Origin of the sequence: Tissierella sp. MB52-C2 (assembly GCF_030931715.1) — a bacterium.
GTDB lineage: Bacteria > Bacillota > Clostridia > Tissierellales > Tissierellaceae > Tissierella.
Genome location: NZ_CP133261.1, coordinates 2377548 through 2398768 on the forward strand (window position 1 = coordinate 2377548; position 21221 = coordinate 2398768).

18 protein-coding genes and 2 other annotated features (1 of these 20 only partly in view) are annotated in these 21221 nt (G+C 31.3%); of the genes, 1 reads left to right on the top strand and 17 read right to left on the bottom strand.

Going from position 1 to position 21221, the window contains the following annotated elements:
• The 16 genes from RBU61_RS11960 to pepV all read right to left on the bottom strand — a co-directional run bounded on the left by RBU61_RS11960 (position 1) and on the right by pepV (position 17466).
• Positions 1-735, bottom strand: coding sequence for a hypothetical protein (locus tag RBU61_RS11960; RefSeq protein ID WP_308875648.1), 735 nt, complete (start codon positions 733-735; stop codon positions 1-3).
• Positions 726-1061 (bottom strand): hypothetical protein, encoded by a 336-nt coding sequence (locus RBU61_RS11965; RefSeq protein WP_308875649.1) that lies wholly within the window; start codon positions 1059-1061, stop codon positions 726-728. Before RBU61_RS11965 ends, RBU61_RS11960 begins: the two co-directional genes overlap by 10 nt.
• Entirely contained in the window at positions 1045-1578 is a 534-nt protein-coding gene (locus RBU61_RS11970; RefSeq protein WP_308875650.1) for an RNA polymerase sigma factor, read from the bottom strand. Before RBU61_RS11970 ends, RBU61_RS11965 begins: the two co-directional genes overlap by 17 nt.
• A 126-nt stretch (positions 1579-1704) precedes the next feature.
• Positions 1705-4083 (bottom strand): endonuclease MutS2, encoded by a 2379-nt coding sequence (locus tag RBU61_RS11975; RefSeq protein ID WP_308875651.1) that lies wholly within the window; start codon positions 4081-4083, stop codon positions 1705-1707.
• Between the two features lie 63 nt (positions 4084-4146).
• On the bottom strand, positions 4147-4971 hold the full coding sequence (locus RBU61_RS11980) for a M15 family metallopeptidase (protein ID WP_308875652.1): 825 nt from the start codon (positions 4969-4971) through the stop codon (positions 4147-4149).
• A 43-nt stretch (positions 4972-5014) separates the two neighbouring features.
• Positions 5015-7429 carry a DUF3656 domain-containing protein gene (locus RBU61_RS11985; protein ID WP_308875653.1) on the bottom strand — a complete coding sequence of 805 codons (2415 nt, stop codon included), beginning with the start codon at positions 7427-7429 and terminating at the stop codon, positions 5015-5017.
• A gap of 3 nt (positions 7430-7432) precedes the next feature.
• On the bottom strand, positions 7433-8005 hold the full coding sequence (gene zapA / locus RBU61_RS11990) for a cell division protein ZapA (RefSeq protein WP_308875654.1): 573 nt from the start codon (positions 8003-8005) through the stop codon (positions 7433-7435).
• Between the two features lie 98 nt (positions 8006-8103).
• Entirely contained in the window at positions 8104-10497 is a 2394-nt protein-coding gene (gene pheT / locus RBU61_RS11995; RefSeq protein ID WP_308875655.1) for a phenylalanine--tRNA ligase subunit beta, read from the bottom strand.
• 19 nt (positions 10498-10516) lie between these two features.
• Entirely contained in the window at positions 10517-11539 is a 1023-nt protein-coding gene (gene pheS / locus RBU61_RS12000; protein ID WP_308879818.1) for a phenylalanine--tRNA ligase subunit alpha, read from the bottom strand.
• Between the two features lie 185 nt (positions 11540-11724).
• A complete protein-coding gene (locus RBU61_RS12005) occupies positions 11725-12519 on the bottom strand; it encodes an RNA methyltransferase (protein WP_308875656.1) in 795 nt (264 codons plus the stop codon).
• 1 nt (position 12520) lies between these two features.
• Positions 12521-13177 carry a TrkA family potassium uptake protein gene (locus RBU61_RS12010; protein WP_308875658.1) on the bottom strand — a complete coding sequence of 219 codons (657 nt, stop codon included), beginning with the start codon at positions 13175-13177 and terminating at the stop codon, positions 12521-12523.
• A gap of 15 nt (positions 13178-13192) precedes the next feature.
• Complete coding sequence (locus tag RBU61_RS12015; RefSeq protein WP_308875659.1) at positions 13193-14524, bottom strand: TrkH family potassium uptake protein; 1332 nt, start codon at positions 14522-14524, stop codon at positions 13193-13195.
• A 98-nt stretch (positions 14525-14622) separates the two neighbouring features.
• Positions 14623-14973: a 50S ribosomal protein L20 gene (gene rplT / locus RBU61_RS12020; RefSeq protein ID WP_308875660.1), complete on the bottom strand. Its 351-nt coding sequence runs from the start codon at positions 14971-14973 to the stop codon at positions 14623-14625.
• 33 nt (positions 14974-15006) lie between these two features.
• Positions 15007-15198 (bottom strand): 50S ribosomal protein L35, encoded by a 192-nt coding sequence (rpmI, locus tag RBU61_RS12025; RefSeq protein ID WP_308875661.1) that lies wholly within the window; start codon positions 15196-15198, stop codon positions 15007-15009.
• 16 nt (positions 15199-15214) lie between these two features.
• Positions 15215-15742 carry a translation initiation factor IF-3 gene (gene infC, locus RBU61_RS12030; protein ID WP_374212526.1) on the bottom strand — a complete coding sequence of 176 codons (528 nt, stop codon included), beginning with the start codon at positions 15740-15742 and terminating at the stop codon, positions 15215-15217.
• A gap of 6 nt (positions 15743-15748) precedes the next feature.
• Positions 15749-15881: a sequence feature (ribosomal protein L20 leader region), on the bottom strand.
• 187 nt (positions 15882-16068) lie between these two features.
• Positions 16069-17466 carry a dipeptidase PepV gene (gene pepV, locus RBU61_RS12035; protein ID WP_308875662.1) on the bottom strand — a complete coding sequence of 466 codons (1398 nt, stop codon included), beginning with the start codon at positions 17464-17466 and terminating at the stop codon, positions 16069-16071.
• Between the two features lie 137 nt (positions 17467-17603).
• Here pepV and ftsH point away from each other — a divergent pair, with 137 nt between their 5' ends.
• The gene (gene ftsH, locus RBU61_RS12040) at positions 17604-19166 is read left to right on the top strand and encodes an ATP-dependent zinc metalloprotease FtsH (RefSeq protein WP_308875663.1); all 1563 of its coding nucleotides are present in this window, start codon (positions 17604-17606) and stop codon (positions 19164-19166) included.
• A 49-nt stretch (positions 19167-19215) separates the two neighbouring features.
• Here the strand turns inward: ftsH and thrS are convergent, their stop codons facing one another.
• Positions 19216-21126: a threonine--tRNA ligase gene (gene thrS, locus RBU61_RS12045; RefSeq protein WP_308875664.1), complete on the bottom strand. Its 1911-nt coding sequence runs from the start codon at positions 21124-21126 to the stop codon at positions 19216-19218.
• 52 nt (positions 21127-21178) lie between these two features.
• Positions 21179-21221 (bottom strand) — a binding site (T-box leader) (it continues 154 nt past the right edge of the window).

Here is a 21221-nt window from a genome sequence, read left to right on the forward strand (position 1 = left end):
TTATTCCCAATACGATTCAAACTTTACATTCTTTGCATTATTTCCAATTAAATAAAGCTGAACTTTCCCATCTTTAAATATAGATAAATCGAATTCATAACTATCATTTTTAGGCGATAAATCTATAGTCTTTTCTATTTCTCCCTGTATTAACTTTAGTGAAAGTTCGCCTTTCTCACATTCAGATTCAATATAGAGTGTTTTTGGACTATTATCTTTTATGTTTATTTTACGAGCAAATTCCTTAGTAGAATAAATATACGATATATTCCACTTATCTCCTATATTGTTTTCTATTGAACCTATTGATATTCCACCATTAGATTTTAAGTTATCATCTCTAAATACCATTATAACAAATCCCATGAAAATTATAATAACTATAGTAAAATAGATTATAAATCCTATTATAAGTCTCTTAGAGTTACTTTCTCTATTTTCCCTGTAATATCTAGGATCTTCCTTAAATTCATTTCCACAATTCATGCAATAATGGGATGATGCTGGTACTGTGCTGCTACATTTATTGCATCTGATTGCTTCATATCTACGAGCTACTAGAAAATAAATTATTAAACCCATTAAGTTGGGAACTAATAATACTATAGCAGTCCATAGACCTGCATCTAAATTCCTTTTTTTTGCATCCTTATATGTCCATGTCCCTAACAGGATAAATGTCACACCAATAAATAATATCAATATTCCAAACAGTATTAACATATTCATAAACAAATCACAGCTCCTTTCTTAAGTTCAAAGTATTTAACTCCTATAGCTGTCAATACTATGCTAAATATCATAGTTAATAGCAAAAATATTAAAACTCCTAACTGCAAAATTCCATATGGAATACAAATAAAAGCTATTGTCGATGCTGCCATAGTCATAAATATGGAAATAACCATAGGAAGCCACCATATAGATAAAGATTTTTCTTTAGAAGACTGAGTCTTTAATTTTTTCTTCAATTCTTGATTTAGTCTTTCATCGACCTTAACAGATGGTGAAAGTGATATTTTGAGCAACATATCAATCCCATCCCTATCTATATCTTTCATAGCCCTTCACCTCCAGTTCATTTTTTATAATTAATCTAGCTTTATATAGACGGCTCTTAATTGTTCCTTGGGGCACTTTTAAAGCCGTAGCAATCTCTGCTATAGACATATCTCCATTATAATACATAATAATAGGTATCCTAAACTTATCATTTAATTTAGAAACTATGGTATTAACTTCATCTGTTAATTCATTTGAAATAACTATATCTTCTATACTAATACTATCAGTGGATGTATTTAGCCAGTCCTCCTCTTCCACCCCGGCAATTGGTGCGATCCTGTAGTGGCGTGCTTTCTTACGAGTGCTGTTTTTCCATATACTTACAGCAAGAGAAATCAAGAACCCCTTGGGATTATTGTTTATATCTATCTTTTCTTTTATTTCTAACGCTCTTAGGAAAGTTTGCTGATATAGATCATCTGCGTCAGACTTATTCATTGTAAGCCGCCGACAAAATCCATAAATAACATTCCCATATAAATCAATTAATTTTTCTATATCACATATGTCCATCGGCATCACCCCCTCATATTGTTATCGTCACCAGATAGAAAGCGGTTCATTTTTTCTCGACTATTCATAAATTAAAAAGAGATATTTATCTTTACCACGATAAATATCTCTTTTATTTTTATTTATTTATCTAATTTCTACTACTGTAACTCCATTTCCACCTTCATTATAGTTTCCAAATCTAGAAGACTTTACGTGTCTATGGCTTCTTAAATAGCTTTTTATACCTTCTCTTAAAACTCCTGTTCCTTTACCATGGATTATATAAATTTGCTTTAATCCTGCAATATATGCATCATCTAAATATTTATCCAGTTCAAGGAAAGCTTCATCTAAGTTTTGTCCTCTTAAATCTATTTCTGTTTTTATATCTTTAGACTTTGAACCCATGATTTTCTTAGTGCTGCCATGGATCTTTTCTTCTTCATCAGATGTTGCTCTTTTAAGAGTTGATATATGGGATGTTATTTTCATTATACCTACTTGAATTTTTACATTTCCATTATCATCTGGTTCTTCTAAGACTGTACCTTTTTGATTAAACGTAAGCACCTCTACAGTTTCTCCCACCTTAAGATTTTTTGGCGGCTTGTTAGATTTTACATTTAATATATTTTTAGATACTTCTCTCTCTACTTTATTTAGCTTAGATTTTAGTCTTTCTTGGGTTTCTTGGATCTTTCTAGCCCTATCTTTTTCTATTTCTGAAGATATATCTTTCAACTCTCCAACTATGGAATCTGCATCGTCCTTTGCTGTTCTAAGTATTTGCCTAGCCTCTTCCCTAGCCTTAGTTAAAATCTTATCTCTCATTTCCTCTGTTTTATCTTTTTCTACAGCTAAATCTTCCTTTAGCTTTTCTACTTCTAGTCTATACCTTTCTGCCTCTTGTCTATTGGCTTCAGCAGCTAGTCTATCTTTTTCCATAGCTTGAAGTACATCTTCAAACTCTATATTTTCCTTAGAAATAAGATCTTTAGCATAGTCTATTATATTATCCTTTAACCCAAGTCTTCTAGATATTTCAAATGCATTAGACTTACCTGGCACTCCTATAAGTAATTTATAGGTAGGACTTAATGTTTCTACATCAAATTCTACAGATGCATTTCTAACTCCTTCTGTAGTCAATGCATATAGTTTTAATTGACTATAGTGAGTTGTTGCAATAGTTCTTACATTTAGTTTAAGTAGTTTATCTAAAATAGACATGGCCAAGGCTGCACCTTCCGTAGGGTCTGTTCCTGCACCAAGTTCATCAAATAATATTAAGCTATTATACTCCACTTTGTCTAATATATCTACTATATTCACCATATGAGAGGAAAAAGTAGATAAAGACTGCTCTATACTTTGCTCATCTCCAATATCTGCAAATACTTGATTAAATACTGCTATTTCCGAATTAAAATCTGCTGGAATATGGAGTCCTGATTGTGCCATTAGAGTAAGAAGTCCAACAGTTTTTAACGTAACAGTTTTACCTCCAGTATTTGGCCCTGTAATTATAAGAGAATTAAACTCTTTTCCCAAATATACGTCTATTGGTACTATTTTAGATACATTAAGTAAAGGATGTCTTCCTTTTTTTATATTTATATAACCTTTTTCATTTAATATAGGTCTTGTTGCCTTCATATCTAAGGCAAGCTTTCCTTTAGCAAAAATAAAATCTAACTCTTGAAGGACTTTTTGATTATTGGCAATTCCTTCTGATTCTTCTGCTACTAAATTAGAAAGTTCTCTTAATATCCTTTCTATCTCTTCTCTTTCTTTTAACTCTAATTCTCTCAGTTCATTATTCAACTGAACTACAGCCATAGGCTCTACAAATAAAGTGGCTCCACTTCCACTCATATCATGGACTAAACCAGGAACATTTCCCCTATTTTCAGCTTTAACTGGTATTACATATCTACCTTCTCTAATAGTTACAATACTATCCTGTAAATATTTTTTATTATCTTGAGAGCTTATTATAGAACTTAATTTATCTTTTACAGCATCATTTTTGCTTATTATTTTTCGTCTAATGCTTCTAAGGGTTGAACTTGCATTATCAGATATTTCATTTTCAGAAACAATAGCATTGTTTATTTCATCTTCAATATGTTTAAATACCCTAAGATCTTCTACTAAACTTTCAATAATAGGATAATTTGAAACCCTATCTTCCTTTGTTTCTTTTATATAATTTTTTAATCCCCTAGAAACCCTTAAAGAATCGGATACTTTTAATAATCCACCTGGACTAAGAGAACCGCCTATTTCTGCTCTCTTAACTTCAGGTGCTATACTGTGTATCCCATAAAGCGGTGGTGTTCCTCTTTTAATCAATAAGGATTGAGCTTCTTCTGTTTCTCTTTGAAGATACTCTATATCCTCCATATTTATTAAAGGTTTTATCTCTTTTACTTTATCTTTACCTAAGCTAGATTCAGCTTTTTCTAGAAGTAAGTCTACAATTTTATTATATTCTAATGTTTTTAAGGTCTTTACATTCATTTTTTAATCATTCCTTCTCGTAAATTACCCTGCAATAATGCAATTATAGTGTCTTTATTAGTACTAAACAAATTTATCAAATCCGATATCCAATACTTCATACTGTTTCCAGTCAATGTCATCAAAATGCCACCATTCATTTGAAATACCTTTGAAACCTACCTGTTCCATTACATCACGTAAGTATTTCATATTTTTCAAAGCAGTTTCCGTATGGCCTGAATAGTTATAGGCTGCCTTTTCCGTAAAATTATCATATTCAGTACCCATTTCTATTTCATTTCCCTCTTTATCTACTAAGGTAATATCAACAGCTACGCCCATATTATGTTTAGAGCCTTTTTTAGGATCAGCAACAAAATTCTTATCCGATGCATAGTCCCAGAGTATATATTGTGCACTATGTGGTCTATAGGCATCGAAAATTTTAATAGTATATCCATCTTTTTGGAATATTTCGTTTGCCTCCTTTAGCTTCATAGCTGTATCTGTCCTAAGAATTGCAATGCTATTATCCGGGTAAATCTGTTTTTTTACAAAATTATTTTCAGTTGCATATCTTAAATCTTCAACAAAGGTTGGATCAATATCACTTAACTTAACTAATCCATATTCCCTTTCAATATTTGCTTTATTCTGCAGTTCCTCAATTTTCTTAGTCAATTCTTCACTTATTGCTAATAAATGGTCTCTTTCTTCAATACTTTTATTCAGTTCTTCTTGAAAATCATCTTTATCTTGAATTCGACTGATCTCTATATCCTTATTCTTTATGACCTCTTTATATCTCATATTCTCCTGCCATAAAAAATAAATTGCTAAAGATAAAATTATTATAATCATCCCCATAGGAGCCATATATTTAATTTTATTATCCTTTTTAGACATAAAAATCCCCTCTTCTTATATGGTTTAATACTCCTCTTATAACTTACATAACACCTCTAAAATAATGACCATTGGTTATGTTTTTATTTTCTTTAAATTTATCTAAGAACTCTTTTGCTTCTTTTTCATCTATTCTATTATTAGCATAATCATAGAAATTACTTTGAATTTCTTTTATTCCTTTTTCTTCAATGGTAAAGTCTAGTCTAGCCATTGATATACCACTATTATATATTTGCTTTAAGCTATCTATTACAAGTAATGGTACAGAATTATAAATATTTGAATATCCATCTTTTCTATCCATATAAAAGGTGACATTCATTCTATCTTTTATTCCATATCCCTTGGAGAAATTACATTTTTTACAGTTTTTATCGTCTTTACATCCCTTTACTAAAGACATAGGACAATGTTTTGTTACCATGACTGGTAAATAACCATAAACTATGGCTTCTGTAAAGCTATTAGACTTTTCCTCTATTCTTCTAATTTGATTTAATGTTAGCTCAGGAGATAATGCGGCACTTTCTAAACCTATTTCCTTTAGATAGTTTAAAGTAAAGCTGTTGAATATATTTAATCCTATATCTCCATGAATTTTTAAATCGAATCTATCTTTTATATACTTTAATGTACCTAAATTTGATACAGATACTCCATCTATTTCTTTCTCAATAGGCTCTATTACCCTAGCAATATTATCTAAGTCTCTTCTGTATAATATCTTGTCTGTCCAAAGATATATTTCCTTATTATAATTTTTAGCCTTTGAAACAGCCTTGTTCACTCCATCATAAAAACCTAGATAAACCCTATCTAGCTTATCTAAATCTAGCTGATTAAATTGCTCTATACTACTAACTTTTACACTAATCTTATTATTAGTTTCTTTACTTGATTTTTTGTACGAAAAGAATTCTTTCTTTTTTTCATTATAGGTTTTAGGATCTATGGAAGTTCTCTTATTCATATTTTTTAATACTTCATCTAGCTTTCCTATTGCTTCTCTTCTTAACAGATTTAAAGTTGACACAGGTAAGTAAGATTCTTCATCTAAATTAATATTTATATTATCTAAAGTATAAGTAGTGTCTCCAAGCTTTGATAGTTGTTCTCTCACTTTTTCCTCTGTCAATGGAACTCTCTCAGATTTTTCCACTTCTTTCTCTGCTTCTACAGCAATTACATTTTCTCTATATATAAGAATCAGCTTTGGTTTCTCGCCTATATTTATATTGATTTCCATATTTACAGGTCTTTTTACATTTTCTCCTTCATAGCTTAATCTAGCTCGATTTAACAAATTTACACTAGATGTCCTATATACTAGAGAATCATTAAGAATAAATCCTGGTTTCTCTAAATTCATAGTAGTACCTTTTTTACCATCAAAGGGAGCAATCATTCCTATATATTCACCATTTGCACCTTCAAATTCTAGCCCATCTCCTGTATCTACATCTTCATTCAATAGTACATATACTTTATATTTATCTACCCTAGTTACTTTTCCTGTTAAGATTCCCCTATTATCTGGTCTCTCCATGGAAGAGAAGTCTCTGCCAAATTCTCCAAACATAAGTCCTTTAGTAAATCCTCTATTAAATATTTGCTCTACATCTTTTTTATCTTCCAGGTCTAGATTTTCTTTACCTTCATCTAGAGCTTTTCTGTAGTTTTTAACTACTGTTGCCACATATTCTGGTCTTTTCATTCTTCCCTCTATCTTTAGAGAGATAATACCAGCATCTACTATTTCTTGGATTTCTTCTAAAGTATTTAAATCCCTTGTACTTAGTATATGTTTTTTCTCCCAATCTTTTATTAGATTTCCATCTCTATCTACTATAGAAGATGGCATTCTACATGGTTGTGCACATTTTCCTCTATTCCCACTTCTACCACCTATCATACTACTCATCAAACATTGTCCAGAGTATGAAACACAAAGAGCCCCATGAATAAATGCTTCTAATTCAATGGGGGTATTTTTATGAATATATTTTATTTCATCAACAGGAACTTCACGAGCTAATACTACTCTAGTAAGTCCCATATCATGAACAAATTCTGCTCCTGGTAAATTATTTATTGTCATCTGTGTACTTCCATGAACCTCTAAATCAGGAAACATATCCCTTATAATCTTAGCAAGACCTAGGTCTTGAACTATCATACCATCTACATCTATTTCATAGAGGAATTTAATATAGTCTATTACTTCCTCCATTTCAGAATCATCTACTAAAATATTAGCCGTAATATATACCTTTACATTTCTTAAATGTGCATAATTAACGGCCTCTTTTAATTCATCATAATCAAAATTAGAGGCATATTGTCTAGCATTGAAGAGTTTGCCTCCTAAATAAACTGCATTTGCTCCATTCTGAACAGCTGCATGAAGTGAATCCATACTACCTACAGGAGCTAATAATTCAATATCATTATTCACCTACTATACTTCCTCCTTGGCAAACACCTTTTTTTCATTATCTAATATTTTTAGGACTTCTCCTAATTCTTTTTTAGTTTCAATTAATTCAATTTGATTATCAAAGACTTTATCCTGTAATGATTTAATCATTTTCTGACTTTCTATTAATTCTTGTTCTTTTAATTCTAAAGCCTGTTCATGTTTTTTCATTTCCTTTAATGCATTTTCACTTTCAATTTTAGTCTGAAGCAAATCATCTTTATACTGTAAATTTTGAGCTTCTAGCTTTTGAATAGTCGTTTTAGCTTTTTCTAATTCATTTATTACGTTGCCATATTTCTCCATTGGATCTTTAGATTGATTTTCTAATTGTTGTAACTTTGATGTAGTTCTATGGAGTTCATCGGCTATATTAAAAGCAGCTAATGTAGCTGAACTTGTTTGACATAATCTATCATTTTTACTTGCTAATTCTCTTATTTTTTTATCTACATAATTGGCTAGATTTCTGACGTAATCTTCATCATCAGTTGTTCCTACCACTGTAAAGTTACGACCATCTATAAATATGTTTATTTTCTTTCTTTCTGTCATAACTTGTACCACTCCTTTATAGTTTATAAGTATATATTCTACATAAGTTTTAAATCTCCTTCTTTTTGGAGAAAAAAGAGTAGAATTATCTACTCTTTTTATGACCTAAGCTTTGCATCAAAAGTATTTTCTAAATCTTTAATAATAGTTTCTTGAATATTATTTACTTCATCTTCACGAAGAGTTCTTTCATAGGATCTATAAGTAATAGAATATGCTACACTCTTCATTCCTTCAGGAATTTGATCTCCAGTATATATATCAAATAATTCAATTTTTTCTATTAGACCTTCTCCATGTTTTGAGATTATCTTTTGAATATCTCCCACTAATATATCTTCTTTAACTACTAAAGCTAAATCTCTAAGCATTGCTGGATATTTAGGCAATGGTGTATATTTAACTTCTAAATTAGTCTTTTCAACAATTTTATCAAAATCCAATTGAGCTATATATACTCTTTCCTTTATATCATAATTTTCAAGAACATCTATATGCATTTCACCTAAAATACCTATTTCCTCACCATCTAATATAAGTTTAGCAGTTCTTCCAGGATGGAAACTAGTATTATTTTCTTCTCTAATATATTCTACCTCTTTGATACCAAGTCTACCTAAAGTCTTATCTACAATTTCTTTTAAATCGAAGAAATCCTTATTGCCATAGATTCCTATGGATAAGACCTTCTTTTCATCAGGTAATTCTTCAATAGATAAAGACTTAGCTATAAAAGAGTTTCCTATTTCATATACAGAACATTCCTCTACCCCACGATTATAGTTTCTACTAATAAGCTCCATCATATTTGGTATAAGAGTAGTTCTCATTACGCTATAATCTTCTCCTAATGGATTTATAAGTCTTATATATTTTCTTAAAGGACTATCCTCTGGAAGCCTGATTTTATCATAGGCCTTAGGACTAATAAAGGAGTAAGTCATTACTTCATTTAATCCTAACCCTTGAAGAATATCCTTAGTTCTATCTTCAATTCTTCTTCCATAAGGCTTCTCACCTCTAGTTAAAGTACCCAATAGAGGTTTACTTTCTATATTGTGGAATCCATAAAGCCTACCAATTTCTTCAATTAAATCTGCTTCTATTTTAAGATCAAGTCTAAAGGTTGGTATATTTACCTTAATTAATTCTCCTTCCAGTCTTGATTCAAGACCTAATCCATTTAAGTAAGACATCATTTCATCTATAGAAATATCAATTCCTAGCAGCTTATTTGCTCTACTTGGTCTTAAATCTATTGTTGTTTCTGCTTTTACTTCTTTATATATATCTATATTTCCTTTAACTACTGTTCCAGCACCGATTTCTTCAATTAATTGACAAACTCTTTCTACCGCTAGTTGACTTAAATTAGGATCAATCCCTTTTTCAAATCTAGTGGAAGCCTCAGTTCTTAAACCAAATCTCTTTGATGTAAGTCTTACACTTCTTTGGTCAAAGTTTGCCCCTTCTAAAAGTACACATTTAGTATTATTGGTGATTTCACTATTGAATCCACCCATAACTCCAGCTATTCCTATAGGCTCTTTTTCATCTGCAATAACTAAATCTGAAGTACTAAGTTCTCTTTCTACTTCATCTAATGTAAGTAGTTTTTCTCCTTCTTTAGCTTCTCTTACAATAATCTTTTTTCCTCCAAGTTTATCTAAATCAAAAGCGTGTAATGGTTCACCATATTCTAGCATTACAAAGTTAGTTATATCGACTATATTGCTTATTGGTCTTATTCCTGCCTCCATAAGTCTAATTTGCATCCAAAGTGGTGATGGTTTTATATTTACATTTTTTATCACTCTAGCATAATATCTATTACAATTATTAGATAATACTTCAATGGAATTAACATAGTCCTTTATATCTTCTACCTCATTCTCTATATTAATTACAGGTTCTTTTAGTGGAATTTTAAAAGTAGCAGCAGTTTCTCTTGCCATACCCATAATGCTCAAGCAGTCAGGTCTATTTGGTGTAATTTCAAATTCTATTACCTCATTATTTAATCCCATTATTGCAGCAATATCTTCTCCCAATGGATATTCCTTATCTAATACGAATATACCGTCTTTCATCTCTTTTGGGATAACATTATCACTATATCCTAATTCCTTTAAAGAGCATAACATTCCAAAGGAATCTATTCCTCTAAAGTTTGTTTTTTCAATTACAATATCTCCTGGTAATTTTGATCCTATAACTGCTACTGGAATATAGTCTCCTTCTTGTAAATTAGCAGCACCAGTTACTATTGGAAGGACTTCCTTTCCTATATCTACTTTACATATAGTAAGCTTATCTGCGTCAGGATGTTTCTCCAGATTTGAAATTTTTCCAACTATTATATTTTCTATGCCTTTATTTAAATTTATAATTGACTCTACATGAGATCCAGATAGAGTAAGTCCATCTGCTAATATCCTAGAATCCTTGCCTGTTTCTATATAATCTTTTAACCATTTTACAGGTAATAGCATATTTTCACTCCTTTTCTATCTAGAATTGTTCTAAAAATCTATTATCATTTTCAAATAATAAACGAATATCATTTATACCGTATTTCACCATGGTGATTCTATCAATTCCCATTCCAAAAGCAAATCCACTATATTTTTCAGAATCAATTCCACAGTTTTCTAAAACCTTTGGATGTACCATACCACAACCTAATAATTCCATACTCCACCCAGTGAAGTTACAAGCAGGACATCCTTTGCCTCTACATTTCAAACAGGATACGTCTACTTCTGCAGATGGTTCTGTAAATGGAAAATGATGAGGTCTATATCTAGTCTTCATATCACTACCAAATAACTCTTTTATAAATATATCCAATGTGTGGATAAGATTAGCCATATTAATATTTTCATCCACAACTAAACCCTCTAACTGATGAAACATTGGTGAGTGTGTATCGTCTACATCATCAAATCTAAAAGTTCTACCTGCAGATACAATTCTAAGGGGTGCTCCCATTTCCTTCATTGCTCTAATTTGAACAGGAGAAGTATGAGTTCTTAGGACAATGTCATCCGTTATGTAAAATGTATCAGATAAATCTCTAGATGGATGGTTTTCAGGAGAATTTAATGCATCAAAGTTATTTTCAACTGTTTCAATTTCTGGTCCTACAACTACTGAAAAACCCATGGATATAAATAAATCTTCTAGCTCTTCTACAGTGGCCAATAGCGGATGTTTATGCCCTAATTTTTTCTTATTTGTAGTCATAGTTATATCTATTTTTTCTTTATTCATTCTATTTCTTTTTAGTTCTTCCGTTAACTTTTCTTTCATAGAAGTAATAGAAATTTCTAGCTCATCTCTAATTTCATTAGCTATTTGACCCATTATAGGTCTTTCTTCTGCAGCTAACTTTCCCATATCTCTTAAAACAGATGTTAATTCACCTTTTTTTCCAAGATATTTTACTCTCAATTGTTCGACTTCTTCTAAGGCCGATATTTTATCAATACTATTTAAAGCAATTTCTTTAATTTCCAGTAGTCTATCTCTCATATTTTCCTTCATATTCCTACTCCTTTATCATAGTATAAAAAGGCTTCTAGCAGAACAGTATAATGTAGCCTTTTCTGAAACTTTTCTATTTATTATAAAAAAACAAGACCTCTTAAATATCAAAGGTCAAATTGTAAAAGTATTTACTCAATTATAGCACCTAAAAATTCAAAACACAAGATTTATTAGGCTCTCTGCTTCATTGCCTCATACATTATAATAGAAGCTGCTACTCCTGCGTTTAAAGATTCAGCCATGCCTGGCATAGGTATTTTTATTAATTTATCCGATAGGGAGAAGGTTTCCTCACTTACTCCCTTTGATTCATTTCCTATACTAAGGATAAATCCCTCTTTAAAATCTGCATCATATATTGGAATACTTCCATCTAAAGAAGTAGAATATATTTTTATATTTTCCTTCTTTAACTTCATTAAATCTTCCATAGCTTTAGAAGTATAATATAGCGGCACTCTAAATATAGAACCCATAGTAGCCCTGACTACCTTAGGATTATAAGGATCAACACAACCTTCTGTAATTATAACTCCACTTATATTAAAAGCATCGGCGGTTCTTATGATAGTCCCCATATTACCTGGATCTTGTATACCATCTAAAAATAATAGAAAAGGAGTTTCAATTTTAAATATTTCTTCAACACCATTGTATTTATACATTGCAATTCCCAATATGCCTTGAGGATTTTCAGTATCAGATATTTCCTTAAAAATATTGTCAGGTACATAAACTATATTCTCTAGCGACCTTATTTTTTGGTAGAAATCCTCTCCATCTTTAGTTTTGAAAAGCTGGTCTGTATATATTATATTTTTAATAGAATAGTTGTTATCAATTGCTTCTTCTACAATTTTTATCCCTTCAATAATAAAGGATTTATTCTTCATTCTATCTTTCTTTCTATATAATGATTTTATCTCCTTAATTAAAGGGTTTTTTGAACTAGTAATCTCAATCATATTATTCGCCAACTTTTTGCTCTATTCTTTTAATGTCCTTAGTGTTGCCTATAACTACTAGTATATCATTTTCTTTAATTATTGATTCCCCATTTGGAGAAATACTAATACTGTTACCTCTCTTAATGGCCATTACATTTATTCTATATTTAGTAGAAAGTTTTAATTGAACTAAAGACTTTTCTTCCCATTCTTTTATAGCAGTTATTTCTAAAATACTATAGTCTGGTGACAATTCTATAAATTCTAGTATATTTGTAGAAGCTAAATTATGTGCTAGTCTAATCCCCATATCTCTTTCAGGGAAAATTACCTTATCTGCACCTATTTTTTTAAGAACCTTTCCATGTAATTCTGTTAAGGCCTTAGCCACCACTGTTTTAATTCCCAATTCCTTAGTAACTATAGTTGCCATTATAGAAGCCTCTAAGTCTGATCCAATGGCTACAATTGCCACATCAAAATTTCTTAATCCTAAATCCTTCAATACTGTTTCATCCATTACATCCGCCTGAACAGCATGAGTTACTTCTTCAGCTATTTCTTTAATAGTTTCTTCACATCTATCAATAGCCAATACTTCATTTCCTAAGCTATATAAAGTTTTAGCGACTGCTCCACCAAATCTTCCACATCCTATAACTACAAATGATTTCATAAAAATGTCTCCTTTCTATCCTACTATAATATTGCCTTCTGAATATCTGAAATTACCATGTTTACTTCTTCTAGAGAAAACATATGCCATAGTTAAAGGACCAACTCTTCCTGCATACATAGTCAATGTTATAATTATCTTCCCAAAGTCAGTAAGATGTGGTGTAAGTCCCCTAGAAGATCCTACAGTTGCAAAGGCAGAGGTAGTTTCAAATAAAACATCGAGAAAATTAGCAGGCTCCGTTACTGTCAATACAAAGGACACAGCAATAATTAAAATCATTCCCACTGTAGCTATGGCTAAAGATCTATTTATTACATCATATCCTATTCTCTTTTTGAATGCAACGATATCCCTTTCACCCTTTATTACACCTAGTGTAGTAAGTATAAGAATTCCAAAAGTAGTAGTTTTAATTCCTCCACCAGTAGAACCGGGAGAAGCTCCAATAAACATCAATATAATAGTAAGAAATACTGTTGTATCATAAAGTCCGGCTAAATTAACTGAGTAGAATCCTGCTGTTCTAGGAACTACAGATTGAAAAAATGATGCTATTAATTTCTCCCCCAGATTCAATGGTTTAAGAGTAAGCGGATTATCATATTCTATTAAGAAAAATACTATCATTCCAACTAAAAGTAATACTCCTGTAATGGATATTACTAGCTTTGAATGTAGACTAAGCTTTTTAAAGCTTCTATTCTTAGTAATATCTATATAGACAGAAAAACCAAGTCCTCCTAATATTATTAAAGCTGATATAGTCATATTTATTGTAAAATCTCCCACAAATGGTGCGATACTGTCTCCTGTAAGATCAAATCCTGCATTACAGAATGCAGATATAGCATGAAATATAGAAAACCATATTCCCTTCACCTTTCCATATATAGGTATAAATCTAGTGGATAGAAAAATAGCACCAATACCTTCTATGGCAAGGGTAGAAAGAATAACATATTTAGTTAGTCTTACTAATCCAGACATGGTTTCTTGATTTAACTGCTCTTTTATTACTAATCTTTCCTTTAAGGTAATTTTTTTCCCTATAAGCAATGCTCCAATGGTGGCCATAGTCATAAATCCTAACCCTCCCATTTGTATAAGCATAATTATTACTATCTGGCCAAATAATGACCAAAACTCTCCTGTATTTACTACTACAAGTCCTGTTACACATACTGCAGAAGCTGAGGTAAATAACGCATTGATAAATCCAATACTCTCCCCTGTTTTAGTTGCCATAGGCAAGTTTAACAATAGTGCTCCTATAAGTATTAAACTTGCAAAACCTAATGCTAAAACCTTTGGAGGGTCTAATTGAAATCGTTTTAACTTTTTCATACTAATGCCTCCTGATTACTATATATATCCTAGTATCTCACAATAAAATAAATCTATAAGTAAAAGAAAATAAAAGTCCCATAACGGAACTTTTATAATTAATTACCTTTTGCAATTTCAACTAGTTTAGCAAAACCTGCTGCATCATGTATTGCCATCTCTGAAAGCATTTTTCTATTTATATCAATATTCGCTTTTTTAAGACCATTGATGAATTTGCTATAGCTCATTCCGTTTAATCTTGCAGCAGCATTGATTCTTGCAATCCAAAGCTTTCTAAAGTCTCTCTTTCTTTGTTTACGTCCTATATATGCATAATTAAGTGATTTCATAACAGCTTGATTAGCAGTTCTAAATAACTTAGATTTCGCTCCATAATAGCCTTTGGCTTGTTTTAATACTTTTTTATGTCTTTTCTTGGCATTTACTGCTCTTTTTACTCTTGCCATCTATAGTACCTCCCCGTATATCTATAATTTTATTTATGGTATCATTGAATCTATTCTTCTTTGGTCGCCTTTACTTACTAAAGTGCCTTTTCTTAAGTTTCTAATTCTCTTTGGTGATTTTTTTCCTGTTATATGACTTTTGTAAGCTTTAAATCTTTTTATCTTGCCTGTACCAGTTCTTTTAAATCTTTTTGCTGATGCTCTATGAGTTTTCATTTTTGCCATGATGTTACCTCCTTTATTACTCAGTTTTCGGTGTTAAGTGCATTACCATACTTCTTCCTTCTAATTTTGCCGGTTTCTCAATGATTCCAACCTCTTCGATCAGTTTGGCAAAATCATTTAATACTTCCCTACCTATTTCTGTATGACCCATTTCTCTACCTCTAAATCTAACAGATACCTTAACTTTATCTCCTGCTTCTAAGAATTTGCCAGCAGTCTTAGCCTTTACATTTAGATCATGGGATTCAATATTAGGTGTTAGTCGGATTTCTTTAATGTTGATTACTTTTTGATTTTTTCTAGCTTCTTTTTCCTTCTTAGCTAATTCATATTTGTATTTACCGTAGTCCATTATTCTACATACAGGTGGATTAGCAGTTGGAGCTATTTTTACTAAATCCAATCTTTTTTCTTCTGAAATCTCCAATGCCCTTTTAATAGGCACGATTCCCAGTTGTCCTCCATCAACATCAATTAATCTTACTTCCTTATCTCTGATTTCTTCATTAATCTGAAGCTCTTTGATAGTACAGCACCTCCTAATTATTCTTAAAAATATTAAAAGCGGGTATAGAATACCCGCTTAATTTCATAGAAAAATACGTCTTAACATAGTAAGACTTCTTTATATAACCTTATGAGCAGAACTATAAGGTGAGAAGCGGACACTTCTACTTAAACCCAATATTTAATTTACTCCATTATTATATGATAACAACAGTTGTTTGTCAAATATTTTTTTTGTTTATTTATTGTTTTTTACTTTTAAAAAATCCTCTATTATTAACATAAAGTTAAAATTCTCTTTTTATTTTGTTGCTTCTATCATTAATAATTATAATATTCAACTCATTAAGTTTTTAATTATATTTATTTTGCCAACTCATATAATGCATGGGCATAGATTTTAGTTATCTTCATTAAATGTTCTATAGATATATATTCATCTTTTTGGTGGACTACATCTGGCTGACCTGGAAACATTGGTCCAAAGGCTACTGCATTTTCCATGGCTCTAGCATAAGTTCCACCACCAATAGTAACAGGTTCACTGCTTATATCTCCAGTTTGTTCCTTATATACTTTCATCAATGTTTCCACTAAGAAACTATTCTTTGGAACATAAAGAGGCTTACTATCGCTTGTACCTTCTACTAATTCTAACTTTGTTCCGTCAATATTCGCTCTTATACCATCATATACTTCCTTAGAGGTGGTTTTTATTGGATATCTAACATTAATAGTTAAGATTATTTTACCGTCTTCTAATTTAATAAGCCCTGGATTAAAGTTTAACTTTCCCGATATATCATCCTCTAATCCACATCCAATTCCTTCTCCATTATGCTTGAAGCCAATTCTTTCATTATAAATATTTATAAAATCACAAATATCACATTTGCCTTCAAAAATATATCCTAAGAAATCCATTAAATATGAAATGGCATTTTCTCCTTTTTCTGGAGTACTGCCATGGGCTGATATTCCCTCTGCCATTACTTTTACTTGATTATTTTCTATATTTATAGTTATTGGATACTTCTTTTCTTTTATATATTCTTTATATTTTTCATCAAAACTATCTATATTCTCCACTTCTAAAATAGCCTCTGCATAATCTGGCACCATATTAGGAGCATTGCCCCCCTTTAAATCTACAATTTTAATACTGTCACAGTCATTTGAATTTATCTTTTGCTCTAAGTTAAATACTATGATTCCTTTCTCACCATATATAACTGGAAAGTCTGCATCTGGTGTAAATCCCATAGTTGGAGCTTTTTCATGTTTGAAATAATAATGCATACAACCCCAGCCTGTTTCTTCGTTTGTACCAAATATCAATCTAATCTTTCTATTAAGATTTACACCTGATTCCTTTAAAGCCTTCATAGCATAAAGTGTGGCAATAGTAGGTCCTTTGTCGTCGGCAGTACCTCTGCCATATATTTTACCGTCATGAATTTCACCACCATAAGGTGGATAAGTCCAACCTGTACCCTCAGGTACAACATCAAGGTGAGCTAAAACTCCTATTGTCTCTTCTCCCTGTCCAAACTCTGCATATCCCGCATAGCCTTCTAAGTTTTTAGCATCAAATCCTAATTTTTTTGATAGTTCCAAAGCATATTGAAGTGCCTTATAAGGGCCTTCCCCAAAAGGCATATTCTCCTTTGGTTCTTCCTCCACACTTTTAATCTTTATTATCTCCTGAGTTGATTTAACAATTTCTTCCCTATATTCATCAATTAAATTTATAAAATTCATTCTACACATTCTCCTTTCCTACTTATGATTATTATACCTTTGTTGTTATTTTCATACAACTTTATTATTTTTTCTTTTATATAAATTCAACTAAATGGTTACACTAAGTTTAGAAAAAATAATAAGGTGGGGATATTTTGAAAAAGAAGAAAATAATATTTTTGTTTTTAGTATTAGGGCTAATTGCATCCTTTATACTTATTTATGATGGTTTCTTCCCAACTGAGAACTTTGCTTCCTTTAAAATTAGCGATAGACTGTTAATATGGTCAATTACCCTAATTCTATTTATTCTCTATACTCATACAGATAGTAAACCTCAATTAGTCCCCTCTGTTTTATCTGTTGAAAAAGATACAGGAAAAGAAAAGGATAAATCAGATGTATCTTTTAAAGATGTAGCAGGACTAGATGAAATAAAAGAGGAATTACAAGAGACCATTGATTTTATCAATAATTCTATGAAGTATAGGAAAATGGGGGCAAAAATACCTAAGGGTATATTATTCTACGGACCTCCCGGTACTGGAAAAACCTTATTAGCTAAGGCAGTGGCAGGAGAAACTAATTCAACATTTCTTTACTCCTCTGGATCAGAGTTTGTAGAGAAGTATGTAGGAGTAGGTGCAAAAAGAGTTAGAACTCTCTTTGAAAAAGCAAAAAAAGAAGCACCAGCTATTATCTTCATAGACGAGATAGATGCCATAGGTGCTAGAAGAAATTCAGAATCTAATAATGAAAAAGATCAAACATTAAATCAACTTTTAGTAGAAATGGATGGATTTAACTCTAACGAAACTGTTATAGTAATTGGTGCAACCAATAGACTTGATTTACTAGATGAAGCTTTGCTTCGTCCTGGTAGATTTGACAGACATATATTTGTAGGCAATCCAAACGTTAGAGCTAGGGAGGAAATTTTAGAGGTTCATACTAAAAATAAACCTTTAGATAAATCAATAGATATTAAATCCATAGCAAAAAAAACTACAGGTTTATCTGGTGCACAATTGGCTAATATCGCCAATGAAGCTGCTATCATTGCTGTAAGAAAAAATAAAAATATTATATCTAGTAATGAATTCGATGCGGCGATTGAAAGAGTCCTTGCTGGATTAGAAGTAAAAAATCCTAGTATCCTTAGAAAGGAAAAGGAAACAGTAGCAATACATGAATCAGGCCACGCACTGGTTTCTAAAATATTGGCGACAGATATAGTCCAGAAAATATCCATAGTTCCAAGAGGTCAGGCCTTAGGTTATGTACTTAAGTTTCCAGATGAAGAAAGGTATTTGCTAACTAAATCAGAACTTCTAAATAAGATAACTTGCCTATTAGCAGGGAGGGCTGCTGAAGAATTAATATTTGGTGAGATAACTACTGGAGCTAAGGATGACTTAAATAAAGCAACAGATATTGCAAGGGAAATGGTATGTAGTTATGGAATGAGTAATCTAGGCACTATGGCTTTAGATGAGTCCTTTATGAGATATAATACCGATGTAATTAGAGTTGAAGTGAAAAAGATTACAGATGAAAGATATAAAGAGGCAATTCAGCTAATAGAAGAAAATAAAGATTTACTTCAAAGTATAGCTAACACTTTGTTGGAAAACGAAACTATCGACAATGAAGAATTAGACAATATACTTAAGAATCATAAAAAACCTGAGCTGCCTTGTGCTATAAATAGCAATTAATAAATAACTCCGGATTTTGATGCTAGGCATCAAAAACCGGAGTTATTGTCTATTGCTTTTCTTTCACTTCTTCAATTACTTGAGAAATAAATTCTTCTACTTTAATCTGTCCCTTATCTCCCTCGTCTCTCTTTCTTACAGACACTAATTGTTCTTCTACTTCCTTTTCACCAACTACTAACATATAAGGAATTTGTTGTAATTGTGCTTCTCTTATTTTATAACCTATTTTTTCAGATCTACTATCTACCTCTACTCTAATACCCTTATCTTCCATAGATTTTTTAATTTCATAAGCATAATCATTAAATTTGTCTGATATAGGAAGAATTGTTGCCTGTATAGGAGCTAGCCATACTGGGAATTTACCTGCATAATGCTCTATTAATATCCCCATAAACCTTTCCATGCTACCATATATAGTTCTGTGAATCATAACTGGTCTTTTCTTTTCATTGTCCTTATCTATATAAGTTAGGTCAAATCTTTCTGGCATTTGGAAATCTAACTGAATTGTACCACATTGCCAAGTTCTACCTATGGCATCTTCCAATTGGAAGTCAATCTTAGGACCATAGAATGCTCCATCACCTTCGTTTACAATATAATCTATTTCTTTTTCTTTCAAAGCTTCTATAAGACCATTTGTTGCTATTTCCCATTGTTCTTCAGTTCCCATAGAATTTTCTGGTCTAGTGGATAACTCTATATGATATTTAAATCCAAATATATTATACATATAATCTGCTAATTCTATTACATTAATTAATTCTTCCTTAATTTGTGAAGGAATCATATATAGGTGTGCATCGTCTTGAACAAAGGATCTAACTCTCATTAATCCATGTAGTGCACCAGATAATTCATGTCTATGAACTAATCCTAATTCACCTAATCTAAGAGGAAAATCTCTATAACTATACATTTTGGATTTATATACTAAAATAGATCCGGGACAGTTCATAGGCTTTATAGCATAGTCCCCTTCATCAATATGAGTAAAATACATATTTTCTTTATAATGATCCCAGTGTCCTGATTGATGCCATAGACCTTCATTTAATATAATAGGTGTTTTTATTTCTCCATAGCCTCTCTTAGTATGCTCATCTCTCCAAAAGTTTTCTAGTATATTTCTAATAACCATTCCCTTTGGATGGAAAAATGGGAATCCTGGTCCTTCTTCATGGATACTAAATAAATCTAATTCTCTACCTAATTTTCTATGGTCTCTTTTCTTTGCTTCTTCTAATCTATTTAAATGTTCTTCTAAGTCCTTTTTCTTTTCAAAAGTTGTTCCATAAATTCTTTGCAGCATTTTATTTTTCTCATCACCACGCCAATATGCGCCTGCAATACTTAAAAGCTTAATTGCTTTAACTTTCTTAGTATCATATAAATGTGGCCCTGCACAAAGGTCTGTAAATTCTCCTAAAGTATAGAATGATATTTCCTCATCTTCTGGAAAATGCTCAATTAAATCTACTTTATATACTTCTCCTTTTTCTTTAAAGTATTCTAGAGCTTCATTTCTATCCATTACAGATCTTTCTAATAACTGGGCTTCTTTAACTATTCTAGCCATTTCATTTTCAATCTTTTCTAAATCCTCTGGAGTAAATCTATGCTCTGTATCAAAATCATAATAGAAACCGCTATCTATGGCAGGTCCTATGGCAAATTTAACTCCTGGAAATAGATTTTGCACTGCTAAAGCCATTATATGAGCTGATGTATGCCAAAATATAGCTTTTCCTTCTTTATCTTCAAACTTAACTACCCTAAATGTTGAATCTTCATTTATAGCTTCCTGCATACCTTTTGTTTCATTATTTACCACTGCCCCTAAAGCAACTCTTGCCAATCCTTCAGATATATCCTTAGTCACATCTAATACAGCTATGCCTTTTTCATATTCTCTAACTGCACCATCTGGTAATGTTATTCTTATCTTTTCCATTTCCTTTCCTCCTCAAAAAATAATTAAAGCCTTTCATCCCTACATATTAATATGTAGGGACGAAAGGCTAAGCTTCGTGGTTCCACCCTAGTTAC